Annotated in this window: 12 protein-coding genes; 3 read left to right on the top strand and 9 right to left on the bottom strand. The window is 61.8% G+C overall.

The features are described 5' to 3' along the window. The first annotated feature begins 109 nt into the window (after nucleotides 1-109). Nucleotides 110-1021 (top strand): LysR substrate-binding domain-containing protein, encoded by a 912-nt coding sequence (locus V9K84_RS08390; protein ID WP_043862783.1) that lies wholly within the window; start codon nucleotides 110-112, stop codon nucleotides 1019-1021. A 16-nt stretch (nucleotides 1022-1037) separates the two neighbouring features. On the opposite strand, the gene V9K84_RS08385 is transcribed toward V9K84_RS08390, so the two are convergent. From V9K84_RS08385 to V9K84_RS08350, 8 genes are all read right to left on the bottom strand, one after another. Next, on the bottom strand, nucleotides 1038-2633 hold the full coding sequence (locus V9K84_RS08385) for a DUF2599 domain-containing protein (protein ID WP_168186841.1): 1596 nt from the start codon (nucleotides 2631-2633) through the stop codon (nucleotides 1038-1040). 275 nt (nucleotides 2634-2908) lie between these two features. Then, nucleotides 2909-4180 carry a DUF2599 domain-containing protein gene (locus V9K84_RS08380; RefSeq protein WP_088514913.1) on the bottom strand — a complete coding sequence of 424 codons (1272 nt, stop codon included), beginning with the start codon at nucleotides 4178-4180 and terminating at the stop codon, nucleotides 2909-2911. 36 nt (nucleotides 4181-4216) lie between these two features. Further along, a complete protein-coding gene (locus tag V9K84_RS08375; protein ID WP_088514914.1) occupies nucleotides 4217-4711 on the bottom strand; it encodes a DUF2599 domain-containing protein in 495 nt (164 codons plus the stop codon). 283 nt (nucleotides 4712-4994) lie between these two features. Further along, nucleotides 4995-6035: an ABC transporter substrate-binding protein gene (locus tag V9K84_RS08370; protein WP_088514915.1), complete on the bottom strand. Its 1041-nt coding sequence runs from the start codon at nucleotides 6033-6035 to the stop codon at nucleotides 4995-4997. 133 nt (nucleotides 6036-6168) lie between these two features. Further along, nucleotides 6169-7329, bottom strand: a complete 1161-nt coding sequence (argE, locus tag V9K84_RS08365; RefSeq protein ID WP_088514916.1) for an acetylornithine deacetylase — start codon at nucleotides 7327-7329, stop codon at nucleotides 6169-6171. After that, the gene (locus tag V9K84_RS08360; RefSeq protein WP_043862778.1) at nucleotides 7322-7996 is read right to left on the bottom strand and encodes a DUF1028 domain-containing protein; all 675 of its coding nucleotides are present in this window, start codon (nucleotides 7994-7996) and stop codon (nucleotides 7322-7324) included. Before V9K84_RS08360 ends, argE begins: the two co-directional genes overlap by 8 nt. A gap of 10 nt (nucleotides 7997-8006) precedes the next feature. Continuing rightward, entirely contained in the window at nucleotides 8007-8417 is a 411-nt protein-coding gene (locus V9K84_RS08355; protein ID WP_003182257.1) for a RidA family protein, read from the bottom strand. Then, nucleotides 8417-9748, bottom strand: a complete 1332-nt coding sequence (locus V9K84_RS08350) for an NAD(P)/FAD-dependent oxidoreductase (RefSeq protein WP_236066318.1) — start codon at nucleotides 9746-9748, stop codon at nucleotides 8417-8419. Before V9K84_RS08350 ends, V9K84_RS08355 begins: the two co-directional genes overlap by 1 nt. Nucleotides 9749-9914: 166 nt before the next feature. Here V9K84_RS08350 and V9K84_RS08345 point away from each other — a divergent pair, with 166 nt between their 5' ends. Further along, the gene (locus V9K84_RS08345; RefSeq protein WP_088514917.1) at nucleotides 9915-10430 is read left to right on the top strand and encodes a GNAT family N-acetyltransferase; all 516 of its coding nucleotides are present in this window, start codon (nucleotides 9915-9917) and stop codon (nucleotides 10428-10430) included. A 643-nt stretch (nucleotides 10431-11073) separates the two neighbouring features. Here the strand turns inward: V9K84_RS08345 and V9K84_RS08340 are convergent. Continuing rightward, nucleotides 11074-12072: a DNA-binding protein gene (locus V9K84_RS08340; protein WP_088514918.1), complete on the bottom strand. Its 999-nt coding sequence runs from the start codon at nucleotides 12070-12072 to the stop codon at nucleotides 11074-11076. 178 nt (nucleotides 12073-12250) lie between these two features. Here V9K84_RS08340 and V9K84_RS08335 point away from each other — a divergent pair, with 178 nt between their 5' ends. Then, complete coding sequence (locus tag V9K84_RS08335; protein ID WP_058540184.1) at nucleotides 12251-13201, top strand: site-specific integrase; 951 nt, start codon at nucleotides 12251-12253, stop codon at nucleotides 13199-13201. The last annotated feature ends 9 nt before the right edge of the window (nucleotides 13202-13210 follow it).

Here is a 13210-nt window from a genome sequence, read left to right as displayed (position 1 = left end):
CAGCGAAGGAAAAATATGCTCTGTGCCCCGCAAAATCCGCTGCAACCTGCGGGGCACGCAAGGCCAGCACGCGGTAAGGTAGGCAAAAACTACAACCTGAGGTGTTTGCGTGGCGTCCTATACCCTGCGTCAGCTTAGATATTTCGTCACCACGGTCGAATGCGGCAGCGTGGCCGAAGCCTCGCGCAAGCTGTACATCGCACAGCCATCGATATCCACGGCCATCAAGGGGCTCGAAGACGGGTTCGGCGTACAGTTGCTGATTCGGCATCATGCCCAGGGGGTTTCACTGACCCCGGGCGGTGCGCGGTTCTACCGCAAGGCTCAGGAACTGCTGCGCATGGCCCATGAGTTCGAGCAGAACGCCCTGGCGGACAACGACGTGGTGAGTGGGCAGATCGACATCGGCTGTTTCGAAACCGTCGCCCCACTCTATCTGCCGCGGCTGATCGCCGGGTTTCGCCAACGCTTTCCGGGCGTGGAAATTCGCCTGCGCGATGGCGAACAGCAAGAGCTGGTACAGGGGCTGACGGCCGGCCGCTTCGACCTGGCGATCTTCTACCAGCATGACCTGGACAGCACCATCGAAACCGAGCCGCTGACCGCACCGCAAAGGCCCTACGCCCTGCTGCCTGCCGGCCATCGCTTCGCCGGTCAGGCCCAGGTCTCGCTGCGCGACCTGGTACTTGAGCCGATGATCCTGCTGGACGTGCAACCCAGCCGTACCTATTTCGTGAGCATTTTCGAGGAACTGGGCCTGAACCCGAACATCGTGTTCGGCTCGCCCTCTATCGAGATGGTGCGCGGCATGGTCGGCCAGGGTTTCGGCTTCGCACTGCTGGTGACGCGGCCACGTTCCACCATCAGCTATGACGGCCAGCCACTGGTGTGCGTGGATATCGCCGAAGACGTGACCGGTTCGGCACTGGTGGCCGCCTGGCTCAAACGTGCGCAGCTGACCAAGCCTGCGCAGTTGTTCGTGGATTACTGCAAGGAGCAGTTCAGGCTGTGGCTGGCGTGAAAGCGGGCCGATCAGTTCAGTTCGGGTTGCAACTGGCCAGCCGGGTCTCTTCAGAGGACAGCTTCGGCCGGAACGGCTCAAGATTCCACTGAGCAAAATCTCTGGCATAGCGTGATACGCACTCCAGTTGAGCCCGCATGCCACCGCCATCGTTGACTGTCCATTGGCTGTCCAAACCATGTTTGTGCATCAGTTCGGCGATGGCGTTATCGAGGTCTGCATCCCCCACATATCGACCACATGCCGAAGGCACTACCGACAGTGAAACCATGGTGCCACGCGTAATCCAGTTGGCAGAGTCGAAATAATTTGCACAGCGTGCAGAGGGCGCAGAGGTGCCGCGAATAATGGCCTGATCCACTGCAAAGAAATCGAACCTGGCTTCGCTTCTGTTGACCTTGCCGGGTGGGTCTTTGCGGTCGTAACTTTCAGGCAAGGTAATTTTGACAATCGGAACGACTCTACCCGTTTTCTCGTAGAAATCCGTCTGGTTCTTCCTTGCTTCTTCAACCCCCGTGCCGGTGTAGAAAAACGCTTCCAAGGGCACGGTTTCAGGCGTATTTTGCTGCCACGGGGAAAGTACCAGTTCATTCCACTCATCAAAGCGTTCGTTGCCGAGCAGTTTCATCGCATCCCTGATCGCCATGAAGCTCGCGGCTGGATTTTTGCCTTTGGCATCTTTGCTGACATCGAACCCGCATTTTTCTTCCTGCTTGCCGGGTTCCCTGAAGTGAGCCAGCCACTGTGCTCCGGTGACGTATCCTTTTGCCTGGCATGTGTTTTCCGGTTTGTCGCATGGCCCATCCGCCCTGTGCCAGCCCCAGGCATCAACAGGAAACGCACATAGCACGTCCGGGTACAACTTTCCTGCTGGCGCCGACAGTTTCGGGTAAAAAATAATACCGCTGTTGTTCTGCCATGCCAGGGCCGCAAACCTTGTATCGGTTCTCATGTATGAAAAAGATACGCCTCTGTGTCCCTCTTTCTGTGAGGTTCGACTGGTATTCCATACCGGATTTATTTTAGCCCTGTCCACGACCCTCATGAGTATCCCGCTACATAGAAAAGCGGGTCGATTGCTGGTGCCACAGTTCTCGCGCTTATCATAATAGCGCTTCGTCATGTTCTCCGCAGTGCGTTGTCCGACCAGTAGCGTACTGCCACTTTCATCGCCCGCCGCGATCTGGTTGAGCCGATTGATGCTTTCCTGGTCAATCGGGTTGCAGCCCTGTGCCCAAAGTTGTGCCTGATCGGGGACAGAGGGGCGAAAAGGCTCGATGTTCCAGTCATGCTTTTCTTTTGTATAACGTGCGTGGCAGTCGAATTGCTGTTTCATGACACCACGGTCGTAAGTACGCCATTGCCAGTCCTGGCTGTGGTTTTTCGAAAGCTCTTCGAAGGCTTGTGCGAACTCTTGCTCACCGATGTAGCGGCCTTTTTCTGTCGGTATGATACTGAGTGTCCAGATCGGCTGTTTCGCTCGGGGGCTGTCGCGTAATTCCCACCTAGCACTGTCTATATAGATGCCTTCTTGCGCAACAGCACTAAACAGTGGACTGCAACACAGCACACAGGCAGCAACGGATAAATGTTTGCTAGTGAATTTTTTCATTTCAGCACTCTCCGTGTCGAGTGATACATGACGTTTCACTCTGGAAAAGATCATAAGAGCGCAAAAAAAAATCCGTAACTGACAAAACTAACAGTGCACTTCAGCGCGTCCTCCTGACTGTTTTTTATCCTATTACACTGGCAGGCACAGCAACGCTTCGTATCACGTTGCACGCTGTAATTGAGTCTGCCTGCCGAGTGCTTAGTTTCAGCCGGTGTTAATAAAACGACAACTCACGACCTGTGTTCGATCGCAATAAAGTGGTCTGCAACAACCTAGGGGTTGCAGTTGGCCTTCACCGCCGCCTCGTGGGACACATAAGGGCGATGCGGCTCGATGAACCAGGATGCTTTGGTTGGGTACGTGGTCAGCAGGCAGACGAACTGGCGACGCATGCTGTTGGTGTTGCTCCACTGCCGGTCACTGCCGGCCTTGTTCAGCAGCTCCTGGAACGCCAGGTCGGTCTGGTCTGCGGCGATAGTGCGGGTACAGGTGGAAGGCTTGATTTCCAGGCTCCACTGGTTGCCATTGATCGCGCCCCATTTCACCGAGTCTATGTAGCGCGGGCAGCGGCCTGGCACCGGTTTCGGAGGCACGACCCCGGTCGACCCTGTTTCGGCTTGATCGGCAACGATAAAGTCGAAGCGAAAGTGATCATTGATGTTGGCAGGTGGCGTCAGCCGCACAATGGGCACGATGATGCCGGTGTCGGCCCGGAATTCTTTCTGGTTGAGCCTGGCAGCGGCCAGCCCGTTCGGCACCCCTGCTGGCCAGTGGGCAGGCACACCCACTGGCATGTAGAAGAATGCCTGGATGGGCAGGGTTCTGGCACGACCCGCCGGCCATGTCGTGAGAACAAGTTCGTTCTGCTCGTTGAACCCATTTGCGCCGAGCATATTTTTCATCTGCAGCATGAGCATGAAGTAACCGGCACTGTTGGCAACGCCCCTGCGCATGTCGAAGGCGCATTGATTCAGCGAGGGGTACTTGGCGGGTTGATTCCAGATCCCGAGCCATTGTTGTGGCGTGGTGACGCCCTGGCTCTGGCATGACCGACTGTGTGGGTAAACAACCCCCTCGTAGACCATGGTGCCGCAGGGGGTGTTCCTGAACCAGTTCCAGCCATCCATGCTGTAGGCGCACTGCACCATCAGCAGGTCCTTGCCCGCTGGCCTGCGGTCCTGGGGATACATGATCAGACCGTCGTTGAATCCCCACGCCACTGATCTGAACCTTGCGTCGTAACGTATGTAGGAGAACGACGTTCCGCCACTTCTCGCCGAGGTCGGGCTAGGGTCCCAGATGCGAAATGCCCCGGGGTTCTTCGGCCGCTGGGTGACGCGCATCAGGATACCGCTGCATAGAAACGGCGGTTTGCCTGAATCACCGCAATGGGTGTTGCCTGTGCTGTAGTTGTACCTGAGGTCGGCTGCGGTCGCGTTGCCGTCTTCCAGCGAGCTGCGTGGTGAGCCAGGCGCCCATTGTGCCAACCCCGGCGCACTGGCTGCTACGCACCCCAGAAGCATCAACACCTTTAACCTGTTCATGGCCCACTCCTTGTGCTGCAGTGCTGAAACTGCCTGTCAACGTGGCGTCGGATTGCAACCGGCAGCCACCGATACGCGATGGGACACATCGGGTCGAAAAGGCTCCAGGTTCCAGGTTTTCTTGTAGCGGGCGGTGGCCAGGTGGCACACCAACTGACGACGCATGCCGCCCCCGTTGTCGAGGCGCCAGCGCCAGTCACTGCCGTAGCGCTTGTACAGTTCCGCGTAGGCGGCGTTGGTTTCGTCCTGGTGGATGCGTCGCCCGCAATAGGTAGGCGTGAGCTCCAGGGTCCAGGCGTTCTTGCGGATGCCTGGGTCGTAGCGGTAGCTCCACTGCCCCGACTCGAAGTAGCGTGTGCAACGTGCGCGCGCAGCGGCTTCGCCAGGCGAAGCGTCGACGGAGGAAAGCTCGCTGCTCGACGCCTGGATGCCTGGCGCATGAGGCGTCGACTGCTGGCTCGGATGGATGCAGCCAGTCAGCAATACTGCTGCCAGCAAACAACAAGCTCGGGTGGCAAGATGGATGGGCATCACCGGCTCCTTTGGCAGGATTGCCCATGTCGATCACACTTCAGGAGTTGCCGTTGGCTGCCATTGCGGGCTGGTGACGCGCATACGGGCGGCGCGTCTCGATGTTCCAGGGGGGCTTGTTCGGTACGGACAGGCCGGGCCAGCGGATGTCGCAAGGTGTTCATGTCGCTCTCCCACTGTCTGCCCAACGGCAAGGCAAACAGTAACGGTGAGCAACACCAGCCCGCTACTGACAGAAGTATCAGTAGCGGGGGCTATGGCCTGGGTGGGATATTGGCTTGAATCAGCGCGCCGCCCAGGCATTGAAGCGTTGTTCCAGCTCCTCGCCATGGTCAACCCAGAACGCTGCATCCACTGCTCGCGCCTGGGCCAGGTTGGCTTCGGCAGTGGGCAACTGCTTCTGTACTTCGGCTGGCAGCAAACCCAGGGTCTGCTTGTTTACCGGGCCATACGGAATGTTTTCCGAGAACACCTTCTGCGCCTGTGGCTGGCTGGCGAACGCAATGAAATCCTCGGCCAGTTTCTTGTTCGGCGTACCCTTCACCACCGCCCAGTATTCAGGGTCGAACAGGCTTTGCGGCCACACGATGCTCAGCTTCATGCCCTCCTTCTGTGCAGCCGCGATGCGCCCGTTGTACGCCGCGCTCATCACCACATCACCGGCAATCAACCACTGCGCAGGTTGCGCCCCGGCTTCCCACCACTGGATGTTGGACTTGATCTGGTCCAGCTTGGCGAACGCGCGGCTCACCCCTTCAGGGGTGCCGAGCACCTTGTACAACTCATCGGGCTTGACGCCGTCGGCGAGCAAGGCGATCTCCAGGGTGTACTTGGCGCCCTTGCGCAGGCCGCGCTTGCCGGGGAAGTCCTTCACGTTCCAGAAGTCCGCCCATGAGGTCGGCCCCTTGGCCAGCTTGGCATGGTCGTAGGCCATCACCATCGACCATACATAGGTGGCCACGCCGCACTCGGTGAAGGTGCCGGGCACAAAATTGGCCTGGTCACCGAAACGTTGCGGGTCGAGTTTCTCGAACAGGCCTTCATCACAGCCGCGCAACAGCTCGGGGCTTTCGACCTCGACCACATCCCAGCTGGTGTGGCCGACGTCGACCATGGCCTTGATTTTCGACAGCTCGCCGTTGTACTCGCCTGCCACCACGGTGCCCGCACCGCTGGCATTGAATGGCTGGAAGTAGGCCTTTTCCTGTGCCTGCTTGGTGGCGCCGCCAAACGAGATGACGGTCAGGTTCTGCGGGGCGGCAAACACGGCACCGCTCAACAGGGCCAGGGCAAACGGAACGCTGCAACGCAAGGATCGGGTCATGGCTCACTTCCTCGACTAGGCCGGCACGCTCGTGCGCGCCGGCGGGGTTTTTTTAGGCGACCGTGGGTACGGTCGTCCTGCTCTACGGCAGTAAAAGGTGCAACGTTGGCCGGCTCGTGTGCCGATCTGTGTGTTATGTCTCGCTCAAAAACGCCGCCAGACGCTCCATCAACCGGTCACAACCAGCCAGCTGTTCGACGCTGACGTATTCGTCCGGCTTGTGTCCCTGGTCCATGCTGCCCGGCCCGCAGACCACCGCCGGTATCCCGGCCTGGTCGAACAGCCCGCCTTCGGTGCCAAAGGCCACCGTGCTGAAGGCATCGCTGCCGCACAGCCGGGCAATCAGCTGCGCCGCCGCGCTGTCCGGTGGCGTGGCAAGCCCCGGGTAGCTCGACAGTGCTTCGAAACGAATGCCGCTGTCGGCATTCACCGCCTGCATCGCCGGCACTACTTCGCGCGCGGCAAACGCCTGCAATTCATCGGCCACCGCTTGCGGGGCGAACGCCGGCAGCGCCCGCACCTCGAAATCGAAACGGCAATCGGCCGGCACGATGTTCAGCGCCGTGCCGCCCTGGATCGTGCCCACCTGCACGGTCGAAAATGCCGGGTCAAATCGTTCGTCGTGAAGCTCCGGCGCCGCCAGGCGCGTACCGATTGCGCCCAGCTGGCCGATCAGCCGCGCCGCCTGCTCGATGGCGTTGACGCCATAGGGCGCGTAGGCCGAATGACAGGCCGCGCCGTGCACATGGCAGCGCATGGCCAGCTTGCCCTTGTGCCCGAGCACCGGCTTGAGTTCGGTGGGCTCTCCGATCAGGCACAGCGCCGGCATCGGGATACGCCGTGGCAACACCTCGAGCAGGCTGCGTACCCCCAGGCAACCCACCTCTTCGTCATACGAAAATGCCAGGTGCACCGGGCGGCGCAACGGGCTTGCCAGAAACAGCGGCACCGCCGCCAGCACCGAGGCCAGGTAGCCTTTCATGTCGGCAGTGCCCCGGCCGTACAGCTTGCCGTCCTGCTCGCTCAGGTCGAACGGCGGCACCGTCCAGGCCTGGCCATCCACCGGCACCACATCGGTGTGTCCGGACAGCACCACGCCGCCCTCCACACCCGGGCCGATGCTGGCCAGCAGGTTGGCCTTGGTGCGTTCGGCGTTGTAGATCAGCTCGCAGTCCACCCCCAGATCGTCCAGGTAATCGCGCACGAACTCGATCAGCGCCAGGTTCGAATCCCGACTCACCGTGGCGAAGCCGACCAGCTGCGCCAGCAGGCTGCGGCTGCGCCATTCACTCATCGCCGGGCACTCCGTAGCTGGGCGCCTGCGTCGGGTCTAGGGCGCGGGTCAGGTAGTCCTGCAACTGGGGTTCATAGGCGGTCCACAGTTTGTGCAGTTCGCCGATGGGATTCTCGTCGGCCCAGTCCACCCGCAGGTCGACGATCGGCCAGGTCAGGTCGCCGACCACCGACAGTGCCGCCGAGTGCACCGCCCCGGCCTCGCCGCCTGCGGCCTGCCCCGCCTGCAATGCCGTGAGCAACCGGGCGGCCAGGCAGCCCTCGCTGCGCTCGAAGGCCTCGACCATACGTTCGATCACCGCGCTGCTGGCCAGCAGGTTGCCGGCGGCCACGCATTGATCGCCTGCCACTGCATTGTGGGTGCCCAGTGCGTGGCTGCCACTGAAGAGTGCGGTGCGCCCCTGGGCATCCACCACCGCTACCTGACGGTACTGGCCATAGCCATTGCTCGACAGTGCCTGGTCCAGGGCCGTGGCAGGTGCCAGCCCGTCGGCCAGGCCATCGAGAATCTGCGGGCCCAGCGCCGGCAACGTGATGTTCTGGCTCGACACTGCGCCCACGCCGGCACGCAGCCAGGGGCAACGCGCCCCCACGGCGATGCTCGACGAGCTGATGGCGATACCCAGCTGGCCGGTTTCGGCGCAGCGTCCGACGATAGAAAAAGTCATGTGCCGCTCCTTATTCGGGGATCACCGCGATCACGTCGATTTCCATCAGCCATTGCGGTTGGCCCAGGGCACTGACCACCAGCCCGGTGGAAATCGGAAACACGCCCTTGAGCCATTTGCCGACCTCCTGGTACACCGGCTCGCGGTAGCGCGGGTCGATCAGGTAGGTGGTGGTCTTGACGATGTGGCTCAGGTCGCTGCCGGCTTCTTCGAGCAGTTGCTTGACGTTGCGCATGGCCTGTTCGGCCTGGGCCCGCGGGTCGCCAAGGCCGACCAGTTGGCCGTCGAAATCGGTGCCCACCTGGCCACGCACGTAGACCGTGTTGCCGGCACGCACGGCCTGGCACAGGTCGTTGTCCAGGGTCTGGTTGGGGTAGGTATCCTTGGTGTTGAACATGCGGATGCGGGTATGGGTAGGCATCAACGTACTCCCAGTTTCTGGACGTTGGAATCACAGTGGGCGGCAGCCTCGCGTTGCGCGGCGTCGCGGTAGTCGAAATAGGTGCGCTGTTTCACGATGTGCTCGGCGATGTGCCGGGCGTCGTGCCACACGCCCCAGATAAAGGCGGAGCCACGGCGCGACAGCCACGGCAGGCCGACGAAATAGATCCCCGGTTCGCGGGACACACCGCGCTGATGCTGTGGCTTGCCGTCGGGCTTGAAGGCATCGACCTTCAGCCAGCTGTAGTCGGTCGAATAGCCGGTGGCCCAGATGATCGAGGTGACACCGGCCTTGGCCAGGTCCAGCTCAAGAATCGGCTGGGTCAGGCACTGCGGGTCGGGCAGCATGTGGCGTGCTTCGGGTTCTTCGGGCAGGTCCAGGCCGTTGCGTGCAATGTAGTCGTCGGCGGCATCGAGCAGCGCCAGGTAGTTCTCGTCGCCGCGGGCGATGTTCTCGGCCAGGTTGGCCTCGAAGCTGACCACACCTTGATCGAATGCGCGGGTCAGGCCCACCAGCGTGATGCCCTGGTGGGCCAGCTTGCGAAAGTCCACGGTATGTCCGCCACGGGCACCGCTGACCGCGATGGTCACGTGCTCCTTGCCGGGCTGCACGCCTTCGGCGTCCCACAGGCCGAGCACCCCCAGCCACCAGCAGAAGTCGCGATTGCGGTAGGCACGTGGCGGGCGATCGTGCGCGCCCACCGACAGGTACACCTGCTTGCCGGCGCGCTGCAGTTCATCGGCGATCTGCACACCCGAGGAGCCCGCGCCCACCACCAGCACCGCGCCTTCGGGCAATTGCCGGGGGTTGTGGTAGTCGGCCGAATGCAGCTGGGTGATGCCGGGAAGCTGCGGGGCGATGGGCGGGATCACCGGGCGCTGGAACGGCCCGGTGGCCACCACCACCTGGTTGGCCTCGATCAGGCCCGTGGAGGTCTGCACCGTAAAGCCCGGGCGACCTTCGTTGCGTTCGACCTTGAGCACTTCGACACCGGTACGAATGGGCGCGTCGATCTTCTTGGCATAGGTCTCGAAGTAGGCCGCCACCTGATCCTTGCCGGCGAAGGCGTCGGCATCCAGGCCTTCGAATTCCAGGCCCGGGAAGCGGTCGTGCCAGGCCGGGCCGTTGGCCACCAGCGAGTCCCAGCGACCGGTGCGCCAGGCTTCGGCGATGCGGTTGCGTTCCAGCACCAGGTGCTGCACCCCGAGGCGGCCCAGGTGCTCACTCATGGCCACGCCGGCCTGACCGGCGCCTACTACAAGCGTATCAATTCGGGTTTTTTCAACGGTCATGGCTGTGCGCTTCTGCATGAGGGGGTTGCCCGCATTCTGTGCGCCGCCGGGTATTAGCGAAATTATGATTTATGTCGCCACTGGCAAGGAAAAAGCGTGCCCCCGTATTGCCCACGCCAGGGGCGCTTGCACAACCCTGGTGCTTTGCACAGACTGCGTGGGTTCCCATTGCAGAGCGTGCCCGATGTCCTTTTCCATTCGCCTGGCGACCCCTACCGATGCTCCCCTGCTGCCTGCCATAGAGCGCTCTGCGGCCCAGGCCTTTGTGCAAGTGCCGGCACTGGCGTGGATTGCCGAGCACACGGTGCTCAGCAGCGTCGAGCACCTGGAGTTCGTGGCTGCCGGGCTCGAGTGGGTGGTGGTGGATGGGCGGGATCGCCCGATTGGCTTCGTGTGTGCCAGCGCGTTCGATGAGTCGCTGCACATCGAAGAGCTGGCGGTGGATCATGCGCAGCAAGGCCAGGGCCTGGGTCGGCGATTGATTGCGGCCGTGCGCGCGCATGCCGAGGCCCAGGGCTTCGCGGCCCTGACCCTCACCACCTTTGTGGCGGTGCCGTGGAATGCACCGTTTTATGCACGGTTGGGTTTCGAGAGGCTGGAAGAGGCGTCGTTAAGCGGTATGTTGCGCCGGCAGATGGCGTACGAGGCTTCGCGAGGGTTGCAGGGGCGGTGTGCGATGCGCTTGTCATTGCGTGACTAGCTTGCGTCTCTCCCAGGACCTGAGCCGGGCGAACAAGGCTGACAACTCAAGTCCTGCCGGCCATGGTGCGTTGCAACAACTGTAGGAGCCGGCCTTGCCGGCGAAGCGCCGCGCGGGCGGCGCTCGATTTCAAGAGCGCTGGGCAAACCAAGGTGTGCACGTTGAGGCCCTGACGCAGAACCTGATATTTATGTCAGGTGCGCTCTTAAGCATGTGAGGTTATATAAGCAAGGTATCGCTGAATTTAATCCACGCAAAAAGGAAACCTCAGAAATGTGTGCCGATAATTTTTCAAGTGACACATTACCCGCTCCAGAATTGACGAATACGGACATGATTGAGGGGAAGCACCACCTTACCGATCCCAGTGCCGGCCTCGACGTTTTCATACCAGGCTTCCATCTCAACACCTATGGGGGCCACGGAAGCCAAGATATTTTTGAGGTTCTGGTGGGTTGGGTAGTCGTAAATACTCGCACTTACACCCTCCCGATAGCTTCATATCCGCCCCTGAGCATTACAGTTCCCGCAAGCTCCTTGGGCGCATCCGGTGCCAAACAGGTTCGCTACAGAGTAACGAATGACGAAATAATGAACGTCTCGGAGTCACCTATCGTGGAAGTGATTGTGGGTAGCTAGTGATTCAACCTTCGGGCTCGCCTTGCGGTGGCTGCGCGGCGGCTTTGAGCGCCTCCAACTGCGCATCGCGCTGCTCGACCTGCGCCTGCAATTGCTCAATCACCTGCTGTTGCTGGCGTTGTTCACCCGCCCCCTGCTCCACCTGCTGCCCCAGCACCTGGTTCTGCCGCAGCAGCTCCTCCCGCGCACCCAACGACTGCGCCAGGCTGGCCATCAGGGTCTTGATCTCCTGTGCCTGTTGCGCCTGCTGGTCCTGCAGCGCCTGCCGCTCACGCTGCACCTGCCGCGCCTCCACCAGCAAGCGCTCGTTGTCGCGGTTGAGCCGCGTCAGTTCGTCCTGCTTGACGATCAGGCTCTGCTGCAACTGACGCACCTCGACCTGCAACTGCTGCACCTGCGCCTCATGGCGGCGCTGATCCTGCTCGCGCTGCTCACGCGTGGCGGTGCGGTAATGCTCCAGCGCATCGCGGGCATGCTGGTGCTTGTCTTCCAGCGACTGGATCTGCTCGTCCTTGTCGTTCAGGCGCAGGTTCAACTCACCTACCGCCTGATTCAAGGTGGCATTGCGCGTCTGCTCGGTCTGCAGGGTACTGCGGGTCGTGGCCAGCTGCGCCGACTCACCCGCCAGCGCCTCGGCCTGAATCTGGTGTTGCTGCTGCAGGCTCGCCAGCGCCTGCTGGATCGCCTGCAGTTCGCCCTGCAACGCCGCCTTTTCATGGTCGAACACGTTCTGCGCCGCTTCGATACGTGCGTCGCCCTCCTCCACCAGTTGCTGGGCCAGCTGACTGACCAGGTTGGCCAGGGCTTCGCTCATGCCCGGCTTGTCCGCCGCCAGTGTCGGTTGCTGCGCGTCCAGCTCCTTGAGGTAGCGGTGAATCGTGGTCTTGGACCCGGTGTTGCCCAGCTCGATGCGTACGGCATCGATACTGGGGTGTTCGCCACGGGCCAATAGCGCCTGACGCGCCTTCTGCACGATTGCCTTGTTGATACCGCCACGGGCCATGGGTGCTCCTACTATTTCGTAATGTGGTACGTACTATGTAGATACATACTAAATGAAATTGAAAAAATGCCTATAGAAATCAGAATAAAAGATGAAATAATCACGGCTTATCAAATGTGATAGGCAAAAAAACGCCCGGTTGCAGTCGCTCAGCCGTACACCGATGGAGAACCTGCCGATGAACAAGCTCGATCGCTACCTGGACGCAGCCGTAAGGGACAACACGCGGCGCAGCTACCGCGCGGCCGTGGAGCATTTCGAGGTGAGCTGGGGGGGCTTTCTACCGGCCACGGCCGACAGCATCGCGCGCTACCTGGCCGATTACGCCGAGCAGCACTCGATCAACACCTTGCGCCAGCGCCTGGCCGCGCTGGGCCAGTGGCACACCAGCCAGGGCTTTCCCGACCCCACCAAGGCGCCGCTGGTGCGCCAGATGCTCAAGGGCATACGCGCGGTGCACCCGGCGCAGGAGCGCCAGGCAGCCGCCCTGACCCTGGAGCACCTGCAGCGCACGGTCGACGCACTGCACGCCAAGGCCGCACAGGCGCAACAGGCGCACTGCCTGCCCGAGCTGCTGCGCGCACGGCGCGATGTCGCCCTGCTGCTGATCGGGTTCTGGCGAGGGTTCAGGGGCGATGAGCTGGCGCGCCTGCGCGTGGAGCACATCCAGGCCCAGGCGGGCGTGGGCATGCAGCTGTACCTGGCGCAAAGCAAAGGGGACCGGCAGGGCCGCGGGGTCAGTCATCGCACCCCTGCCCTGAAGAGCCTGTGCCCGGTACAGGCCTACATCGACTGGATCAGCGTGGCGGGCATCGCCCGCGGGCCGGTGTTTCGCAAGCTCGATCGCTGGGGCAACCTGGGCGAGCAGGCGCTCAACAGTGGCAGCCTGATCGTGCTGCTGAGGCGGATTTTTGCAGATGCCGGGCTACCCGCCAGCCTCTACAGCAGCCACTCGCTGCGTCGTGGCTTTGCCACCTGGGCCAGTGGCAATGGCTGGGACATGAAAGCGCTGATGGCCCACGTGGGCTGGCGCGACGTGAAATCGGCGCTGCGCTACGTGGATGCGTCGGTGTCGTTCGGGGAGCTGGAAGTGTTGCCGGCCAGAAGGGACGTGCTGACAGCCGACTGAGCATCGCGG

The sequence above is a fragment of the Pseudomonas sp. AE27 genome, assembly GCF_037113495.1.
In the GTDB taxonomy this organism is placed as follows: domain Bacteria; phylum Pseudomonadota; class Gammaproteobacteria; order Pseudomonadales; family Pseudomonadaceae; genus Aquipseudomonas; species Aquipseudomonas palmensis.
Note: the sequence above shows the minus strand (reverse complement) of the source record. Positions and strands in the feature narration are given on the sequence as shown.

Bases quoted from the DNA above. Each gene is read 5' to 3' on its own strand.
- V9K84_RS08385 (WP_168186841.1), bottom strand. From the start codon at position 2,633: ATGAAAAAATTCACTAGCAAACATTTATCCGTTGCTGCCTGTGTGCTG.
- V9K84_RS08345 (WP_088514917.1), top strand. From the start codon at position 9,915: ATGTCCTTTTCCATTCGCCTGGCGACCCCTACCGATGCTCCCCTGCTG.
- V9K84_RS08370 (WP_088514915.1), bottom strand. From the start codon at position 6,035: ATGACCCGATCCTTGCGTTGCAGCGTTCCGTTTGCCCTGGCCCTGTTG.
- argE (WP_088514916.1), bottom strand. From the start codon at position 7,329: ATGAGTGAATGGCGCAGCCGCAGCCTGCTGGCGCAGCTGGTCGGCTTC.
- V9K84_RS08335 (WP_058540184.1), top strand. From the start codon at position 12,251: ATGAACAAGCTCGATCGCTACCTGGACGCAGCCGTAAGGGACAACACG.
- V9K84_RS08375 (WP_088514914.1), bottom strand. From the start codon at position 4,711: ATGCCCATCCATCTTGCCACCCGAGCTTGTTGTTTGCTGGCAGCAGTA.
- V9K84_RS08340 (WP_088514918.1), bottom strand. From the start codon at position 12,072: ATGGCCCGTGGCGGTATCAACAAGGCAATCGTGCAGAAGGCGCGTCAG.
- V9K84_RS08360 (WP_043862778.1), bottom strand. From the start codon at position 7,996: ATGACTTTTTCTATCGTCGGACGCTGCGCCGAAACCGGCCAGCTGGGT.
- V9K84_RS08355 (WP_003182257.1), bottom strand. From the start codon at position 8,417: ATGCCTACCCATACCCGCATCCGCATGTTCAACACCAAGGATACCTAC.
- V9K84_RS08350 (WP_236066318.1), bottom strand. From the start codon at position 9,748: ATGCAGAAGCGCACAGCCATGACCGTTGAAAAAACCCGAATTGATACG.
- V9K84_RS08380 (WP_088514913.1), bottom strand. From the start codon at position 4,180: ATGAACAGGTTAAAGGTGTTGATGCTTCTGGGGTGCGTAGCAGCCAGT.